The sequence below is a fragment of the Sphingobacterium sp. SG20118 genome, from assembly GCF_044740685.1.
Classification (GTDB): domain Bacteria; phylum Bacteroidota; class Bacteroidia; order Sphingobacteriales; family Sphingobacteriaceae; genus Sphingobacterium.
In genome coordinates, this window is the sequence record NZ_CP172826.1 from 1449160 (window position 1) to 1465436 (window position 16277).

Annotated in this window: 14 protein-coding genes; 10 read left to right on the top strand and 4 right to left on the bottom strand. The window is 36.5% G+C overall.

Translation table 11 applies throughout. The features are described from left to right. Window positions 1–426 precede the first annotated feature (426 nt). From ACFX5U_RS06795 to ACFX5U_RS06805, 3 genes are all read left to right on the top strand, one after another. Window positions 427–2781 carry a GH92 family glycosyl hydrolase gene (locus tag ACFX5U_RS06795; protein WP_280569023.1) on the top strand — a complete coding sequence of 785 codons (2355 nt, stop codon included), beginning with the start codon at window positions 427–429 and terminating at the stop codon, window positions 2779–2781. Window positions 2782–3239: 458 nt separating this feature from the next. Next, window positions 3240–3914 (top strand): CatB-related O-acetyltransferase, encoded by a 675-nt coding sequence (locus ACFX5U_RS06800; RefSeq protein ID WP_280569020.1) that lies wholly within the window; start codon window positions 3240–3242, stop codon window positions 3912–3914. 342 nt (window positions 3915–4256) lie between these two features. After that, entirely contained in the window at window positions 4257–5246 is a 990-nt protein-coding gene (locus tag ACFX5U_RS06805) for a diaminopimelate dehydrogenase (RefSeq protein WP_280569017.1), read from the top strand. Between the two features lie 146 nt (window positions 5247–5392). Here the strand turns inward: ACFX5U_RS06805 and ACFX5U_RS06810 are convergent, their stop codons facing one another. Together ACFX5U_RS06810 and ACFX5U_RS06815 are read right to left on the bottom strand one after the other, a co-directional pair. Next, entirely contained in the window at window positions 5393–6292 is a 900-nt protein-coding gene (locus ACFX5U_RS06810; RefSeq protein WP_280569014.1) for a hypothetical protein, read from the bottom strand. A gap of 196 nt (window positions 6293–6488) precedes the next feature. Then, window positions 6489–7349: an RNA polymerase sigma factor RpoD/SigA gene (locus tag ACFX5U_RS06815; protein WP_038697314.1), complete on the bottom strand. Its 861-nt coding sequence runs from the start codon at window positions 7347–7349 to the stop codon at window positions 6489–6491. Window positions 7350–7713: 364 nt separating this feature from the next. Between ACFX5U_RS06815 and ACFX5U_RS06820 the strand changes: the two genes are divergently transcribed. Next, the gene (locus tag ACFX5U_RS06820; protein ID WP_400262838.1) at window positions 7714–7938 is read left to right on the top strand and encodes a helix-turn-helix domain-containing protein; all 225 of its coding nucleotides are present in this window, start codon (window positions 7714–7716) and stop codon (window positions 7936–7938) included. Here ACFX5U_RS06820 and fmt read toward each other — a convergent pair. Next, window positions 7935–8852 carry a methionyl-tRNA formyltransferase gene (gene fmt, locus ACFX5U_RS06825; protein ID WP_280569007.1) on the bottom strand — a complete coding sequence of 306 codons (918 nt, stop codon included), beginning with the start codon at window positions 8850–8852 and terminating at the stop codon, window positions 7935–7937. The genes ACFX5U_RS06820 and fmt overlap by 4 nt on opposite strands. A gap of 20 nt (window positions 8853–8872) precedes the next feature. Further along, the gene (locus tag ACFX5U_RS06830; protein ID WP_400262839.1) at window positions 8873–9127 is read right to left on the bottom strand and encodes a hypothetical protein; all 255 of its coding nucleotides are present in this window, start codon (window positions 9125–9127) and stop codon (window positions 8873–8875) included. A gap of 77 nt (window positions 9128–9204) precedes the next feature. Here ACFX5U_RS06830 and ACFX5U_RS06835 point away from each other — a divergent pair, with 77 nt between their 5' ends. From ACFX5U_RS06835 to ACFX5U_RS06860, 6 genes are all read left to right on the top strand, one after another. Then, window positions 9205–10185 (top strand): ABC transporter permease, encoded by a 981-nt coding sequence (locus ACFX5U_RS06835; protein ID WP_400262840.1) that lies wholly within the window; start codon window positions 9205–9207, stop codon window positions 10183–10185. 112 nt (window positions 10186–10297) lie between these two features. Then, a complete protein-coding gene (locus tag ACFX5U_RS06840; protein WP_280569000.1) occupies window positions 10298–12427 on the top strand; it encodes a cation:proton antiporter in 2130 nt (709 codons plus the stop codon). Window positions 12428–12436: 9 nt separating this feature from the next. Further along, window positions 12437–13699: an NADP-dependent isocitrate dehydrogenase gene (gene icd, locus ACFX5U_RS06845; RefSeq protein WP_400262841.1), complete on the top strand. Its 1263-nt coding sequence runs from the start codon at window positions 12437–12439 to the stop codon at window positions 13697–13699. Window positions 13700–13819: 120 nt separating this feature from the next. Further along, window positions 13820–14023, top strand: a complete 204-nt coding sequence (locus tag ACFX5U_RS06850) for a hypothetical protein (RefSeq protein WP_280568994.1) — start codon at window positions 13820–13822, stop codon at window positions 14021–14023. Window positions 14024–14227: 204 nt separating this feature from the next. Then, window positions 14228–15295, top strand: a complete 1068-nt coding sequence (serC, locus tag ACFX5U_RS06855) for a 3-phosphoserine/phosphohydroxythreonine transaminase (RefSeq protein ID WP_038697334.1) — start codon at window positions 14228–14230, stop codon at window positions 15293–15295. Between the two features lie 15 nt (window positions 15296–15310). After that, complete coding sequence (locus ACFX5U_RS06860) at window positions 15311–16258, top strand: D-2-hydroxyacid dehydrogenase (protein WP_400262842.1); 948 nt, start codon at window positions 15311–15313, stop codon at window positions 16256–16258. Window positions 16259–16277 lie beyond the last annotated feature (19 nt).

The following is a 16277-nucleotide window of genomic DNA, read 5'->3' on the forward strand; positions in this document are numbered from 1 at the left end:
AGAGTAATATAATTTTGAGAATATTGAATGTTGCAGTATTTTGCAATTATGTGTATTATTGCACTTAAAAATCTCGACACCTTTCCAATTTGACGCGGTTTGATGGTTAGTATTTTCGCAACTTTATATTTATAGGACCTACGTTATTGCTGTTCAGACGTATGTTTTTTTCTAGGGTTTATTTTATGGAAAATTGTGCTGTTAATATTACTGATTTTTTGCAACCCTCAGTTATTAAAATAGATGTTGCATCTAATTATTAGGTAACGACTGTTTCTTTAGTTCATCAGACCGGTTTATTAGAAGAATAGAAAAATTTAAAATATGTGTCATGTAGAAATGAGTGGTGTTGATTATGCTGGATTGGGTTATTTACAGCTCCATCATATGGATATGCAGTCAAAAGATAATTTTTAATATAAATCAATGAATATAAATACTTTAAAAAATTTGAAAGACTTTAAATTGACTCTTAAATTAGCGCGTGCTGTTAGTACTGCTCGTGCTCTTTATAAATTTAGTATGCTCTGGAAATGGCGACGGTTTATTGTTAGTATGGTACTTCTTGGACTTGTTCAACTTTCTATGGGACAAAAGAAACCTGTTGATTACGTCAATCCATTTATTGGCACTACTAATTACGGCACTACAAATCCGGGAGCTCAGGTCCCTCAAGGATTAATGAATGTATCTCCGTTCAATGTTATGGGGTCTTCTCTTAATAAGTCCGATAAAGATGCAGGATGGTGGTCAACACCCTATGAATATAACAACAAATTTTTTACAGGATTTTCGCACGTCAATCTCAGCGGAGTAGGGTGCCCCGATATGGGCAGTCTCTTGCTCATGCCTACCACTGGAGAGCTGCAGGTGGATTACAAAAAATATGGAAGTACTTATTCGAATGAAAATGCTTCAGCTGGATATTACACGAATCAACTGGATAAGTATCATGTAAAAACAGAAGCCACAGCAACGCAGAGAACAGGTATTTCTAGATTCACTTTTCCAAAGGGGAAGAGTCATATATTGTTAAACTTAGGTGAAGGTCTGACCAACGAGACGGGGGCAACCATGCGTTTTGTTAATGATAGAGAGATAGAAGGCTCTAAACTATTGGGGTCATTTTGTTATGTCAATAATCAAGCGGTATATCCACTATATTTTGTAATGCGCTTGAGCAAAAAACCAATTCAAAAAGGATATTGGAAATTCCAAAGACAAGGTGCTCCGTGGGAAAATGAATGGAATAAAGATGCAGGGAAATACAAGCTCTTCACTGCTTACCAAAATGAAATGTCAGGTGATGATATTGGTGCATATCTTAGTTTTGAAACAGCAGAAAATGAGCAGATTGAAGTTCAAGTAGGTGTTTCCTTTGTAAGTATTGAAAATGCACGCCAGAATCTGGAACACGAACAACCACAAGGTGGTTTTGACCAAATTAGAGTAGCTGCTCATAAGAGATGGAATGAAGACTTATCGAAGATAGAAGTTGAGGGAGGAAGTGAAGATCAAAAAACGGTGTTTTATACCGCATTGTACCATGCTTTAATTCATCCGAATATTCTACAAGATGTGAATGGTCAATATCCAGCAATGGAGAGTAGAGAAACTCGTCATACAGATGGCAATCGCTATACTGTCTTCTCGTTGTGGGATACTTATCGTAATGTTCAACCATTGATGAGCCTGTTGTTTCCTGATAGGCAGACCGAGATGATTCGCTCTATGATTGATATCTATAAGGAAAGCGGTTGGATGCCCAAATGGGAATTGTATGGACGTGAATCGTATACTATGGATGGTGATCCAGCTATTCCTGTTATTGTAGATGCATGGATGAAAGGTATTCGCGATTATGATCATGAAGCGGCATACGAAGCTTTTTATAAGTCTGCAACACGCGTAGATAGTGCAAACAAGATACGACCCGATAATGCCGACTATGTAAAATACGGCTATGTACCCTTGCGTGAGCCATTCGATAATTCAGTTTCACATGCTATCGAATATTATCTTGCAGATTGGAACCTTGCTCAGTTTGCCGCTTCGCTAGACAAAAAGGAGGATGCTAAATTGTTTACTGAACGTGCTAAAGGGTATAAACATTATTATTCCAAGGAATATGGCACTTTTCGACCTATACTTCCTGATGGCACTTTTTTAACACCTTTTGACCCATTGCAGGGAGCGAATTTTGAACCTAATCATGGATTCCATGAGGGTAATGCATGGAACTATTCGTTTGCAATTCCGCATGATATTCCGGGATTGATGAAATTGATGGGTGGTAAACGTAAATTTGTTGAGAAACTTCAGGAGACCTTTGATAAGGGATATTTTGATGTAACCAATGAGCCGGATATGCTTTATCCACATATTTTTTCAGAAATAGAGGGTGAAGAATGGCGGACCCAAAAACTGGTTACAGAGATTTTAAATAAACACTTTACAAATGCACCAGGAGGTATACCAGGAAATGATGATACCGGAACAATGTCGACATGGGCATCTATGAATATGATTGGTATTTACCCACTTTGTCCAGGTAGACCTGAATATACTATTGTAACTCCTGTATTCGATAAAGTGACTATCCATCTGGATGCGAAATACCACCATGGAAAGGATAAGTTAGTGATTCGACGTGAGCGTTTGGGACAAGATGGATATATTAAAAGTATTTCGGTCGATGGCAAGAAAAATAAAGGATTCAAAGTATCACATCATGAACTTGTAAATACTGATGAAATTGTTGTTGCCACGGGAAGTCGTTAATCAAAATGTTATTTAAACATTCACCTGTTCAGGGTTCTTATCAAAGAATGTAAGTTTATAGACCCAAAATTTGAAAATTAATGGTGGATAGCAAGATGACTCTACTCATAAGAAAGGCTTACATTTTTATGTAAGCCTTTCTTATGATATTTTTCCAATATGGCATATTGACAAGTCTAGATGACTATTCGAATTTGACCTATTATGACTATTTTGATTTACAGTTGAAGAAGAGTAAGTAATTCTGTGGAATATCCTTGACTTCAATATGAGATTTGATGAAGTTTAAATATTGTTTTAGCTAATAATTTCAATCAAAATTATGTAAGGTGGGATGTCTAAAAAGCAGTTTGTTTATGTTGATTTATACTGAATATAAAAATGTTTTTAATGAAGGATTAAGCGATCTTTTTATACTAAATTAATCGATATACGAAATATTTGCTACATTGTAGGTAATGGACGGAAAAGAGAATAATCCGAATATGCAACTTAAGCATTGGTCTAAGGTAGAGTATTTACACCAAACCAATACGAACACTAATATTCATATAAAAGGAACGACAAGTTATTATAGTAACGCTTGGACGGGAAATTTTGAGGAAAGTGTTGTTCGCTATTTATATGGTGATGAATATAGTGTAAGTCAGTGGAAATCAACCTGGAAAGTCGACCAATTGTATATTGGATCGCATGTCTGTATCGCCGCTGAAGTGGTTATTTTAATGGGGGGTAATAATACCCATCGTTCTGATTGGTTTAGCCTGTATCCTTTTATGGAAACAATAACAGAATCTTATGAGAGTAAAGGTGATACTATTATTGGCGATGGTGCTTGGTTAGGATTACGTGCTATATTGCTTCCTGGTGTTCATATTGGAGAAGGTGCTATTGTCGCTTCTGGTTCGGTAGTTACAAAGAACGTTGCTCCTTATAGTATCGTGGGTGGTAATCCTGCGAAGTTTATTAAATTTAGGTTTTCTCAAGAGGTTATTTTGACATTGATTGATTTGAAAATTTATGAATGGTGTTCGGAGAAATTCAGACAATTGCAGCCATTTGTTTGTAGTGATAATATTGAACGGTTGGTGGAAGAGGAACAAAAATATGAAATTTTGCTAAAATGTAAATGAATATAAATTTTAGTTGCAAATTTAATTTTTTAAAGTGACGTTTATCGCTTAGGATTTCGAGCTGAAAAGTATCAAATAAAAACTCAATCCTTAAGATGAGTATAGTGATTAATCCCAATGCTAAGTTTATCCTTCTAGTACTACATTTTTTCCGACATTTTAGTTATTTTTGTAGGTCATAGCTCAAGTTAATATTAACTTCATTAATCCATCTTATCTATTATAATAACCTTTTATTATTTACTGCACATAGGTGTATTCTAATGATAAGCTTTAAGGATGTGTCAATTAAAATGAGCAAATAAGTAGCTTAAAGAGCTATTTAACGAATTATTAGAAGAAATGGAAAGTAATAAAAAAGATGTTTTAAGGATTGGTATCGTTGGATACGGTAATTTGGGAAGAGGAGTTGAATTGGCTATTCGCCAACATCCAGATATGGAGCTCATTGCAATTTTTACAAGAAGGGATCCTGCATTATTAGATATTGGCCCTCATGCACATATTATCACTGAAATCTCCAAATTTGTTGGTAAGATAGATGTGATGATCCTTTGTGGAGGATCTGCGAAGGATTTGCCAGAACAAGTATTGCAGGTTGGGCAGTTGTTCAATACGGTAGATAGTTTTGATACACACGCCAAGATTCCCGAATACTTTGATCGCATTGATTTAGTTGGAAAAGAGAATAATACGTTGAATTTAATTTCTACGGGCTGGGATCCAGGATTGTTTTCTATGGCTAGGTTAATAGGAAAGAGTATTTTACCAGTTGGAGAGGAATATACTTTTTGGGGTAAGGGCTTAAGTCAAGGACACTCTGATGCGGTAAGACGTGTTGATGGTGTAAAGAATGGTGTGCAGTATACCATTCCTTTAGAGCGCGCATTGGAAAAGGTTCGTGCGGGTGAAAATCCTCAATTAACAACGGCGGAGAAACATCAACGTGTCTGCTATGTTGTGGCAGAAGTTGATGCGGACAAAGTGGCTATAGAAAATACAATCAAAACAATGCCGCACTATTTTGATCAGTACGAGACTATTGTTCATTTTATTAGTGAAGAGGATTTATTAGCCGAACACTCAAGTATGCCGCATGGTGGTACAGTATTCCGTACAGGAATAACAGGTAATGGAACTAAGCAACGTATTGAATTCAACTTGGCTCTGGAAGATAATCCAGAATTTACTTCAAGTGTATTGGTCGCCTATGCAAGAGCTGTATGTAAGTTAGCTGCTGCAGGTCAAACTGGTGCTTGTACTGTCTTTGATATTCCTTTAGGGTATTTGTCTCCAGAATCTCCTGCTGAATTGCGACGTACACTGTTGTAGCGCAATAAAGGATCCAGCATATGGTAGTTTTTGGTGTTTAGGTTACATGCAATAAGTGACAACCGCATATCCAAGGATTTTATAAAAAGAGATAGCCATACACTTAGTGTATGGCTATCTCTTTTAGATGGGCTTATATAGCTAAATTAAAAGTCTTTTATTTGGAAATTCATGTCTCTCACTTGAAACATTATTTTCCCGTCATAAATGGCATCAAGATCAATTGTACCTTTTGTATATTTATCAGTACCTAAAGTAATTTTTTCTTGGATATCAATTGTTCCAACGACCGTGTAAGTCATAAAATCACTTTCTGAAGTTGTAGGTTGTTGCGTTGCAATCATAGGGCCAACATATTTTTTTAATATTAATTGGTTTGCACTCGGGAGTTTACCTACTGGAATTTTACCCAAAGGTAGATCTTCTAATTTTTTTTCTAGTTTTATTTCAAGGGTTGTACCGTACGTAGACCAAAACTTATAAGAGCTTTCCTCACTTGTTGTGTGATAAAAATTCCAAGACTTCGTGTTGAATTTAAAACTGTCACTGGTATAATAAATATTATTATTAGGTACAGTACAAGTTTCATTCTTAAGTGAATAAGTAGCGAAGTTGCCTTTTAGGTGTAATAATTTTGAATTTTCTTGTTCGTAAAGTAAATTTCCTTCGAATTCGAATGTTAATTGTTTTGTATCCGGATTGAATCCGAAGTTTTTGATTTTTATTGTGGTGTCTGGGTTAAACGAGGGCGTGAGGTAGGTGAAAAAACCGATTCCATTTTCCATGCGATCCAAACGTACATTGATGAGCTCGCCAGTTTTTAGAAAGCTGAAATTGAGCATTAGGTTTTCGTCACCTTGTTTAAAAGACATATTAGCATTAAGGGTGTTGCATTTTTCATTACCCGTAATATTTTCTTGTGCTATTTTAATGACCTGTCCATCGACTTCGATTGGCGTGAAATAGTTTGTAGTTTCGACAATCTTGTCCTCTTTACTGCAACTGAGTGTGAGTAGTGTAACAGCTATGATTAAAATTTTTTTCATTTATACTTTAATTTATTTTTACAAATAGTAAATATAATGATTAAAATTTTGAAGGAGAAAAAATTACCTTAGATAAAGTAGAGTATCTAGAAGTTTAGAAGCTAAGATTTTATAGTTAAAGTAATGCTATCAGATTTTCGGTATAAAAAAATGCGCAGTTTATGGCTGCGCATCTGAAAAAATAATGTTAATACTATTAACCTAAATAAGATTTTAAGATCTTGCTACGAGATGTATGACGTAAGCGTTGTAAAGCTTTGTCTTTAATCTGACGGACACGTTCGCGCGTTAAGTTGAATTTTTCACCGATTTCCTCTAAAGATAATTGGTGGTTTGATCCAAGTCCGAAAAATAATACAATTATTTCTCTTTCGCGTTCTGTCAATGTTGACAATGAACGTCTTATTTCCTCTGATAAAGACTCATCGATAAGGGAGCTGTCAGTTTCTGGGTCATGATTCTCTAATACGTCTAATAGGGTATTTTCTTCCCCTTGCACGAATGGTGCATCCATAGAGACATGTCTGCCCGAATTACTTAACGTATCCGAAACTTTATCGACTGTTGTTTCAAGAATTTCTGCTAATTCTTCTGGTGAAGGTTCGCGTTCATATTCTTGTTCTAATTTAGAGAATGCTTTACTAATTTTACTTAATGAACCGACCTGGTTCAATGGTAAACGTACAATACGAGATTGCTCCGCAATAGCCTGAAGAATCGATTGACGAATCCACCATACCGCATAAGAGATAAATTTAAAACCCTTTGTCTCGTCAAAACGCTTAGCTGCTTTAATTAAGCCCAAGTTACCTTCGTTGATTAAATCACCTAAGGTTAATCCTTGATTCTGATATTGTTTTGCTACAGATACGACGAAACGTAAGTTGGTTTTAGTCAATTTCTCCAAGGCAACTTGGTCACCTTCGCGAATACGTTGTGCTAATTCAACTTCTTCTTCTGCTGTAATTAAGTCTACTTTACCAATTTCGTGTAAATACTTGTCCAAAGACTGTGATTCACGATTGGTAATCGATTGTGTAATTTTGAGCTGTCTCATTAATTATATTAATACCTTTCTCCTCTGAAATGTTTGCAAAAATACAAAATAAAAACGACTTATTGTAATATTTATTGCTGATGTATGATTATATCTGGTTGATTATGAGGTTTTTTATTTAAAATATATCATAGCAAAAATTATTCCAAAAAGATGTATTTAAGTCATAATAGTGTTTGAACTTTTAAATCGAATTCTAAACGATTGGTAATGAATGCCCTCTGCTGTCGCGAATGATTTGTGATAAGATTTATGTATTTGTCAGTATAAAATTAAGCTTATCAAAGTTTCCGTAAATATTTTATCCTTGCCCAAAACTTTTTAATGATTCACGTGTTTTGCAATAAAACAATAACTTTTGATTATGCCAATTATTATACATTTAGACAGGGTAATGCGCGATCGCAGAATGTCATTGAATGAGCTTAGCGCTAAGGTAGGCATCACGCTATCAAATCTTTCCATTATTAAAAATCAAAAAGCCAAAGCGTTGCGTTTGGATACTTTGGCTTCAATTTGTCATGCTTTGCATTGTCAGCCAGCAGATTTGATGGTATATGTACCCGAAGAGGGGGTAGAAACCGACTAAAAGCGATAACCCCTTAGAAAGTCTATAATTTCCATTTTCTTTTTGCCTTCTATTTGCAGCTCTAAAACATTTATGTAGCCGTCGTTTCCCGCAAATTTAAGATAGGTTTTTCCGTCCGTTTTATAAGTGCCTGGTGAATCTCCTACGGTATTATATTCTTTTGTAACGTTGTAAAGTTTTAAAACTTTATTATCTAAGCTTGTAAAAGCTGCTGGATATGGACTTAATCCTCTAATTAAGTTGTAGATGGAGTCAATGTCATTGTTCCAGTCAATCAGGCAGTTTTCCTTAAATATTTTAGGAGCGTGCTTCAGTTCATTTTCGGGAATTAATGTGCTTTGGGCAGTTGGTGTTAAGCTGTTGTTTTTTATACCAGTTACGGTTCTTAGTAAAAGCTGTGCTCCCGTATGCATAAGTTTGTCATGTAAGATGCCCGCATTGTCATCTTCAGCAATATTAACTTCTTCTGATAATAAGATGTTACCTGTATCAATTTCATGTTGTAATAAGAATGTGGATACCCCACTTACTTTTTCACCATTGATAATAGCATGGTTAATGGGAGCTGCGCCACGGTATTGTGGCAATAAAGAAGCGTGTACGTTGATTGTTCCATGTGTTGGCATGTTCCAAACGACTTCGGGCAACATGCGGAAGGCGACGACAACCTGTAAATCTGCTTGATAGCCTTTCAGTTCTTTCAGAAATATTGGGTCTTTGAGTTTAATTGGTTGCAATACAGGTATATTGTGTGTTTCTGCATAAACTTTTACCGCAGATTGGTGAAGCTTTTGTCCACGACCAGCAGGTTTGTCTGGTGCTGTAACGACTGCTACTATATTTTCTCCAGATTGCACAAGTGCATCTAATGAAGCGACTGCAAAGTCTGGAGTTCCCATGAAAATGATGCGCATATACGTTTTGTTTTCTTATTTTAGTACTGAGGTGATGGAAGCAGCAGGAATAAAATAGGCTGGTTCACATTTTTTTTTAACTTTGCGAAGTTACATAAATAATTTAAAAGCTTGAATTTTCCATATTTTTTAGCCAAGAGAATCACTTTTTTAGGAAAAAGAACTTTTTCTAAATTAATTGTGCGCATTACCGTAGGGGCAATTGCCTTGGCGATTGCGGCAATTATTCTTTCGGTGGCTGTTTTGCGTGGGTTTAAGTCGGAGATTACCGCCAAGCAACGGGGGTTTCTTTGGGGATGTTGTGGTCTTACGTTATGACCTTAATAGTTCCTATGAAAACTCACCAATTGCCTTGGATACAACGGAATTGAACACTTTGACAAAATTACCCAACGTAGCGGGCATACATGCTTTTGCGACCAAACCTGGGATTATCAATGTTAATGATGAGGTGGAAGGGGTGTTACTGAAAGGTGTTGATACCTCTTACGATCAGAGCTACCTAAAGAGTATATTAGTAGCTGGTGATACGATCGATTTTAGAACTGATCATGATGCTGGAAAGCAAATCTTGATATCTAAATATTTGGCAAATAGATTAATGCTGAAGGAGGGGGATGATTTCATCATGTACTTCGTACAACAGCCTATTCGTAAACGTAAGTTTGAAATTAAAGGGATATATAACTCGGGCTCCGAAGAATTGGATAAAATTTATGTCATTGGTTCTCTCAATCTGATTCGTAGGCTTAATAATTTGGATAGTGCAGCTGTTGGTGGATATGAATTGCGCATACATGATTTTTCTAAACTACAGCAGACCACAAATGAAATTGATGATATGGTACCGATGGATCTGCATGCCGTAAGCATTCGGGATCAAATGGCAGATATCTTTCAGTGGTTGGATCTATTAGATATGAATACTACCATTATCTTTATATTGGTTACTTTGGTAGCTATTATTAACATGATTTCAGCTTTGCTCATTACTATCTTGGAACGGACATCTATGATTGGTATTTTGAAAGCACTTGGTTTTCATAATAATGGGGTGCGGCGAGTTTTTATGTACAACGCGTTATATCTGATTGGTTTAGGGTTGATTCTAGGTAATTTGATTGGCCTTGGTTTGTACTTCTTTCAGGATTACACCCAGTTTTTTAAGTTGGATGAAAAGACCTATTATATCTCATATGTGGCTGTTAAACTCTATTGGACGGACATTGCTTTGATCAACTTATCGGTGGTTATTATTGGAATGTTGGCCTTATTTATTCCTTCCTTACTGATTACAAAAATCAGTCCAGTGCGCGCGATTTCTTTCAAATAAATGACTGTTTTAATTGTGGTTCCGAAATAAATATTTTACTTTTAGAGGTTTGGTAAGTGGATTTCTATAGGTAATCCGCTGTAAACACATACTTGAACTAGCTTATATATTTATGAATAGAAACGTATTAGATCACTTATCGCATGCTTTTGAAGCTCCTTTAAAAAGTCCAGTACTCATCTTCGCGCTCGTATTATTTATCATTTTATTGTCGCCTATACTATTGCGATCCATTAAGGTTCCGGGCATTATAGGCTTGATTATTTCGGGAGTGATTATTGGTCCACATGGATTGAATTGGTTAGAGAAAAATTCGGCAGTGGATCTTTTTTCAACAATCGGTTTGCTATATATTATGTTTATAGCTGGATTGGAGTTGGATATGAATGAATTCAAGAAGACGAAACATAAAAGTGTTATGTTCGGTTTTTTTACTTTCATCATACCTATTTCTATTGGTTTTCCAGTGTGCTTTTATCTTTTGGATTATGGGATATTAGCCAGTATACTGATATCCAGTATGTTTGCTACGCATACTTTGGTTTCCTATCCTATAGTTAATAGTTACGGTATTTCGAAGAATGAGGCTGTCGCCATCACTATTGGAGGTACCATTTTGACAGATACGGCTGTGTTGATTATACTTGCAGTCATCACTGGTGCTTCGCAGGGGAATATAGGACAAGAATTTTGGGTAACCTTAGGCGTTTCGTTTTCTATTTTTCTCTTTATTATGTTTGGTGTCATTCCTCGCATTGCAAAATGGTTTTTCGAGCGTATTGAAAGTGAAAAAACTTCCCATTATATTTTTATCCTATCCATCGTTTTTTTTGCAGCTTTCTTATCTGAAATTGCGGGTTTGGAGCCGATTATCGGAGCGTTTGTGGCTGGTCTTGCTTTGAATAAATTGATTCCACATTCGTCTGCATTGATGAATCGAATCGAATTTATTGGTAATGCGATTTTTATTCCATTCTTTTTAATTAGTGTAGGGATGATTGTGGATGTTAGCGTTCTTCTACGCGGCCCAGAGGCTTTAATCGTGGCAGCAACACTGACCGTAGTAGCGATATTGGGTAAATGGGGTGCAGCATGGGTGACACAATTTGTCTTTAAGTATTCAATTGGTCAACGTAACGTGATATTTGGTTTGAGTAGTTCACATGCTGCGGCAACTCTAGCCGTTATTATGGTTGGTTATAAAAATGAAATTATTGATGAGAATGTACTGAATGGGACAATTTTATTGATTTTAGTGACTTGTATCGTGGCAACTATTGTAACCGAAGCGGCTTCTAAGAAAATTGTTATGGATGGGGATCAGGATGATACCCATATCAATATTGTGAAGGAACATGATGAACATATTATGATTCCATTAGCAAATATGGAAAATATGAAATCTATTTTAGATTTTGCTACTTTAATGCGAAGTAAGAAATCACATCATCCGATCAGTATTGTCTCCGTAGTAAAGGATAACGAGCAAGCGGAAAAGAATATGGCTATTGCTCGTAAAAATCTTGATAACATAGCAAAATATGCTTCAGGTAGTGAAACAGAGGTAAGTATCGCAGCTACAATTGACTTTAATATTCCTAGTGGAATCAGCAGAAGTGCTAAAGAGGTGATGGCAGATTGTATTCTTTTAGGGTGGCCAAGTGCTAGTAATTTTGTGGATAAAATAGTCGGTGAAAAATCAGAGAGTATTCTTAATCGTACTTCTGCAAATGTGATGATGTGCCAATTCAAAAAGCCATTTATCACCCATAGTAAAATTATCGTTTTTGCTCCACCATTATCACAATCTGAATTTGGTTTTGAGTATTGGGTAGAGAAAGTGTTAAAATTAGGACAGGAGCTTACTATTTCGGTCACTTTTGTATGTGATGAACGCACAGAGGCTGCTACTACTGTGTTCCTAGATGAAATCAAAAATTCAGTTCCCGTTAATTTTAGAATTTATGATAATTGGGATCATATTCATGGTTTAATCTCATTTAGGGAGGATAATGCGCTGTTGTTTTATGTTTCTTCCCGTTATGGAGAGGTGTCTTATCGTGATTCATTGGATGGTTTGGCAAAGAAATTGGAACGTATCCATGAAAATGACAACGTGGTGCTGGTATTTCCAAGCCGGGTGGACAATCATCATATTGATGAATATGAAGATGTGCAAGCGGCGCCGATCTTTAGAAAAATCAGTAAGGAAATCGGTAACATGTTCAATAAGGAGAAATAGAAATACACTATGGCAAGTAAAATAGTTAAGTCCGAGCATGGATTATTGCAGGTTCCTGACCAACCTATCATCCCTTTTATTATTGGAGATGGTATTGGGCCAGATATTTGGCACGCTTCGGTGCGGGTCTTTGATCATGCTGTAGAAAAAACTTATGCAGGTAGAAGGAAGATTGAATGGAAAGAGGTGCTTGCAGGAGAAAAAGCATTTAATGAAACTGGAGAATGGCTGCCTGAAAAGACGTTGCAGGTGTTAAAAGAATATTTGGTAGGTATCAAAGGTCCCTTAACAACACCCATCGGTGGTGGAATCCGTTCGTTAAATGTCGCTCTACGTAAAGAACTCGATTTATTTGTTTGTCAACGACCTACGAAATGGTACGAAGGAGTTCCTTCTCCTGTAAAGCATCCGGAGGATGTCAATATGGTTATTTTTCGAGAGAATACAGAAGATATCTATGCGGGTATTGAATTCGCTGCCGGTACGGCTGATGCACAGAAAATTCAAAATTTTTTACGTGACGAATTGCATGTAGATTATAATTTTTCATCAGAAACGGGTGTTGGCATCAAACTGGTATCAGAAAAAGGTTCAAAGCGCCTTATACGCGCTGCGATTGAACATGCATTGGAACATAATTTACCCTCTGTGACCTTGGTTCATAAGGGGAATATTATGAAATTTACGGAAGGAGCCTTTAAAAATTGGGGATACGAACTCGCTGAAACAGAATTTGCTGATAAAACTTATAATTGGGGACAGTGGGAGCGTACCAAAGCAGAAAAAGGTGATTTGGCAGCCAATGCAGAACAGCAACATGCTTTGGATTCTGGTAAAATTTTAATAAAAGATGTAATTGCAGATAATTTCTTACAACAGATTTTATTGAATCCTAAGGATTATTCGGTAATCGCTACCCTAAATTTAAATGGGGATTATATTTCAGATTCTTTGGCGGCAATTGTTGGTGGTATTGGCATTGCTCCTGGAGCGAATATTAATTATGATACTGGACATGCTGTGTTTGAGGCTACACATGGGACTGCACCACGTTTTGCCAACACAGATACGATGAATCCTTCTTCGGTGATTTTAAGCGGTGTCATGATGCTGGTATACATGGGTTGGCAAGAGGCTGCCGACGCAATTGTTAAAGCATTGGGCGAAACCATAAAAGCCAAGACCGTAACGGTCGATTTCTATAATTTAATGAAAGATGCAACGCTTGTAAAGACAAGTGAGTTTGCCGATCATATTATCGAAAAATTGTAAAAACTATTTTGAATACCAGAGATAAAGCTGACCTTTGAACATTGTTTAAAGGTCAGCTTTTTTTATATGAAATTTTCAGATTTACCTCCCTTTTTAAAATCATCTACTGTGTTCTCAAAGATGGAAATCCAACAATTACTGACGGTAGAGGAGTTGCCAGACGAAGATGCTATTGATGCGATTCGTGATGAACCAGAAATATACGACTTGCTCAACGCCTTTATTGGAGACGAGAGTAGTCGGTTGGTACATTTACAGCTTTATGCCAAACGATTATTGAAAAATAACGATGTAATACAGGCTTGGAAAGTCATGCTACTTTAGGTGGTTTAATAATATCATTTTTAATGATTTTAGGTGGTTTTTATAGAATCTTTGTATGTTTTTGCTGTTTGCTTTTTGTTAATTTCATTAAAATTGATTTTTTGTTGAAATTTAAATAAGAAATCTTGTATCTTTGGTTTTTGGTAAGCAAACGATTGTCTTGCCAAATCTTAGAAAGCTATACATAAAACAAACTATATATCAATGAAACATAATTTTGGAGCAGGTCCTTGCATTCTGCCAAAGGAAGTTTTTCAAGAAGCTTCACAAGCTGTTATTGATTTTAATAATACAGGTTTATCCATTTTGGAGGTTTCGCATCGTTCTAAAGAATTCGAAGCAGTATTGGATGAATCGACTAAATTGGTGCGTGAATTGTTAAATGTACCGCAAGGATATTCCATCTTGTTTTTACAAGGAGGAGCAAGCTTACAATTTGCCATGATAGCGTTGAATTTGTTACCAGAAAGTGGTAAAGCGGTTTATTTGGATACAGGTGTTTGGGCGTCAAAGGCAATTAAAGAAGCAAAAAAAATAGGAGCAGTAGAAGTAGTTGCCTCGTCGAGTGACAAAAACTACACTTATATTCCAAAACAGTTTTCTGTTCCTGCTGACGCAGCGTATTTCCACTATACTTCGAATAATACCATTTACGGTACGGAAGTATTTGATGTGCCGGCTTCAGGTGTTCCAATTGTGGTTGATATGTCTTCAGATATTCTGAGCCGCCAAATTGATGTTGCAGACTTTGATTTGATTTATGCAGGGGCACAAAAGAATATGGGTCCTGCTGGAGCTACATTGGTTATTGTTAAAGATGAAATATTAGGTAAATCTGGTCGTGTAATTCCTTCTATATTGGACTATACAGCGCATATTGGTGCAGGTTCGATGTACAATACACCCCCAGTTTTTTCAATTTTTGTATCGTTACTTAATTTACGTTGGTTAAAAGCAAAAGGTGGCGTAACAGTTATTGAACAAGAGAATATAATCAAAGCGCGTACTTTGTATGATGAGATAGACCGTAACCCATTCTTCAAAGGGACTGCAGTTGTGGAAGATCGATCACGTATGAACGTGACCTTTATAATGGATTCTGCTGAATTAGAAGCGGAGTTCTTGATTTTAGCTAAAGAACGCGATTTAATCGGTATCAAAGGTCACCGTTCAGTAGGTGGATTTAGAGCATCGATTTATAATGCATTATCGATTACCAGTATCAATGCCTTGGTAGATGCGATGAAGGAGTTTGAGGAATTAAAAAAATAAAATCTAATTTATATCATGAGAATATTAGCAAATGATGGTATCGATCCAGCAGGAAAAAAACTTTTGGAGGATGCCGGATTTGAAGTCGATACAAATCATATACCGCAAGAAGAATTAGCGGAAAAATTACAAGCCTACGACGCAATTACAGTGCGTAGTGCAACAAAAGTTAGGCAATCATTAATCGATGTTTGTCCAAATCTAAAGGTGATAGGTCGTGGTGGTGTAGGTATGGATAATATCGATGTTGACTACGCACGTTCTAAAGGTATTGCTGTCTTAAACACACCTGCGGCTTCTTCTTTATCCGTAGCAGAGTTGGTATTTGCTCATCTTTTGAATGGAGTACGTTTCTTATATGATTCTAATCGTCAGATGCCAGTATCAGGTGATAGCCAGTTTGGAGCTTTGAAGAAAGCGTACGCTGGGGGGTCGGAGTTGAGAGGTAAAACTTTAGGTGTCGTTGGATTCGGTCGTATTGGGCGTGAAACAGCAAAAATAGGATTGGGAATGGGCATGGATATCGTTTATTACGATTTAGCTGATGGTCCTAAAACATTGACATTAACACTAACTCAGGGATTTGAAGTAGAGTTACCTGTGGATCAGGTATCCATGGAAGATTTGTTGAAAACTTCAGATTTCATTACTTTACATGTGCCGTTTTTGGATAAGCCAGCAATTGGTGTACAAGAGTTCGCTTTATTAAAAGATCAGGTTGGTTTGGTGAATGCTGCTCGTGGTGGTGTAATTGATGAGCTTGCATTAATTGAAGCTTTAGATTCTGGTAAAGTCGCTTTTGCAGGATTGGATGTGTTTGATAATGAGCCTACTCCGAAGACGGGGATTTTAAAGCACCCGAAAATTTCGTTGACACCACATATTGGTGCAGCCACAAATGAAGCACAAGAGCGAATTGGTGTCGAATTAGCGCAGTTGATTATCGAGAGTCTTAAGAAGTAGATTTCCGCAACAATATTTG

Bases quoted from the DNA above. Each gene is read 5' to 3' on its own strand.
- ACFX5U_RS06805 (WP_280569017.1), top strand. From the start codon at position 4,257: ATGGAAAGTAATAAAAAAGATGTTTTAAGGATTGGTATCGTTGGATAC.
- icd (WP_400262841.1), top strand. From the start codon at position 12,437: ATGGCAAGTAAAATAGTTAAGTCCGAGCATGGATTATTGCAGGTTCCT.
- ACFX5U_RS06800 (WP_280569020.1), top strand. From the start codon at position 3,240: ATGGACGGAAAAGAGAATAATCCGAATATGCAACTTAAGCATTGGTCT.
- ACFX5U_RS06810 (WP_280569014.1), bottom strand. From the start codon at position 6,292: ATGAAAAAAATTTTAATCATAGCTGTTACACTACTCACACTCAGTTGC.
- ACFX5U_RS06795 (WP_280569023.1), top strand. From the start codon at position 427: ATGAATATAAATACTTTAAAAAATTTGAAAGACTTTAAATTGACTCTT.
- ACFX5U_RS06850 (WP_280568994.1), top strand. From the start codon at position 13,820: ATGGAAATCCAACAATTACTGACGGTAGAGGAGTTGCCAGACGAAGAT.
- ACFX5U_RS06820 (WP_400262838.1), top strand. From the start codon at position 7,714: ATGCCAATTATTATACATTTAGACAGGGTAATGCGCGATCGCAGAATG.
- ACFX5U_RS06860 (WP_400262842.1), top strand. From the start codon at position 15,311: ATGAGAATATTAGCAAATGATGGTATCGATCCAGCAGGAAAAAAACTT.
- serC (WP_038697334.1), top strand. From the start codon at position 14,228: ATGAAACATAATTTTGGAGCAGGTCCTTGCATTCTGCCAAAGGAAGTT.
- fmt (WP_280569007.1), bottom strand. From the start codon at position 8,852: ATGCGCATCATTTTCATGGGAACTCCAGACTTTGCAGTCGCTTCATTA.
- ACFX5U_RS06815 (WP_038697314.1), bottom strand. From the start codon at position 7,349: ATGAGACAGCTCAAAATTACACAATCGATTACCAATCGTGAATCACAG.
- ACFX5U_RS06840 (WP_280569000.1), top strand. From the start codon at position 10,298: ATGAATAGAAACGTATTAGATCACTTATCGCATGCTTTTGAAGCTCCT.